Origin of the sequence: Protofrankia sp. CiT1, assembly GCF_917627335.1 — a bacterium.
Lineage (GTDB): Bacteria > Actinomycetota > Actinomycetes > Frankiales > Frankiaceae > Protofrankia.
The window spans coordinates 27,437-28,956 of the sequence record NZ_CAKJTP010000050.1; the positions used below are offsets into that span (position 1 = coordinate 27,437).

Annotated in this window: 1 protein-coding gene; it reads right to left on the reverse strand. The window is 70.3% G+C overall.

The features are described 5' to 3' along the window. Nucleotides 1-130: 130 nt before the first annotated feature. A partial coding sequence (locus MJ785_RS10785) for a DUF6049 family protein (protein ID WP_239380639.1) occupies nt 131-1,520 on the reverse strand: 1,390 nt, incomplete at its 5' end.

Below are 1,520 nucleotides of genomic sequence, written 5' to 3' on the forward strand. Positions count from 1 at the left end.
CCGGTCGGCTGTCCGGTCGGTGGAGCACCGATGGGGCCGGCTGTCCGCACCGTCGGCCCGGCGGGATCGAAGCCGGGCCGTCTGCGGTGCCGGGCGGGCGGTTTCCTGGTCTCGTCTCCGGGTCCGGCCGTCACCACCGTGCTCCTTCGTTCCTGGTGGTTCCCTGCTTCCTGACGGTTGCCTGTCTCCTGACGGTATTGGTCGCGCGGATGAGCCGTTCCAGATCGTCGTTCCGGTACTCGTCGTTCCGGTGCGCGCTTTCCCCGCGCTCGCTGGCCCGCGGGTCGCGTCCGGCAGCATCGGGAAGCAGCCGGCGGGCGCATTCCAGCGTGTCCGGATCATCTCCGCTATCCGGGTCATCCGGGCTCCCGGGCATCGGTAGTGACCGTGATCCCGATACTGATGCCGGCCTCGCCGCAGCCGCAGCCGCAGCCGGGACAGGGGCGGCTGGCGGAGGCGGTCCGCCGGGCGGCTGACGGCGCAGGACCCGCAGCCGCTGGACCAGCCGGATCGCCACGGCGAGCACGAGGACCGCCAGGGAACCGCCAGTGATCGCCACCGCGATGACCCCGAAGACCGTCGACTTCACCAGCACCCGCAGCGGCGGGTCGGCCGACAGCGGCCGTCCGGCGGGGGTGAGGATCTGGATGTTCACCGGGAACGTACCGGCGCCTTCAGCATTGACGTCGACCTCGACCTGCTCCTTCTGGAGAGGAGGCACTGTAAGTGCCAATTTGCTTGCTGATCGTAGCCGTGAGTGGTCCGTGGAGGCCAGGGACAGAACCACGCTGACGGTGAATGTGGTGTTGTTCTCCAGAGTGACCGGAACCTTGCCATGCTTGCTTGTCAGCGAGACGCTCCGGGACGCGACTATCCGGACGCCGTCCCGCAGGGCGCGTACCGCACCGGCGACACCCGCGCTCAGGGTGTCCGCGCCGTCCGTGCCGGCGCCGCCGGCACGCCAGGCGACGGACTCGGTGGCGGTGAGTGTGTTCTCCATCGCGTCTATGCCGGCGGCGACGCAGTTGCGTATGCCAGATGGCCCCGAGCCCGGTGGGCAAAGGACGGACTTGAGGGACTGCACCTGGCTACGCAGATCTTCCGCGGCAATCATCCGGCTGGCCGGCAGCTCGGCTGCCCGTGCCCAGGCCGGGTAGCCGAGAGGGCCGCGTTCGCCGTTCGCGGCTGCCGGCCCCGCCGGTGGTGTCCAGGCCAGGGGCACCGGCCTGGAAAACGGGGTCGACAGGCCGCCCAGCACCTTCTGCGCCCAGTCGGCCGGTGGGTCCCAGTAACGCGGCAGCGCCAGCGTCTGGGCCCGGGCGAGTCCCGGGCGTTCCGCAGTGATCATGGCAATTTCGGCGACGAGATCCTGGAACGACTCTGCCTGGGTCGGTGAGTCTGGCAGAGCCGTGGGCCCGGTCGCGAGCCTGGCCAGTTCCGTGTCGGCGGCCAGCGCATGGGCGACACCGCCCGAGGTCGCGATATTGGTGATGGCCGCGGGTGTGTAGCCCCTGTCCGGC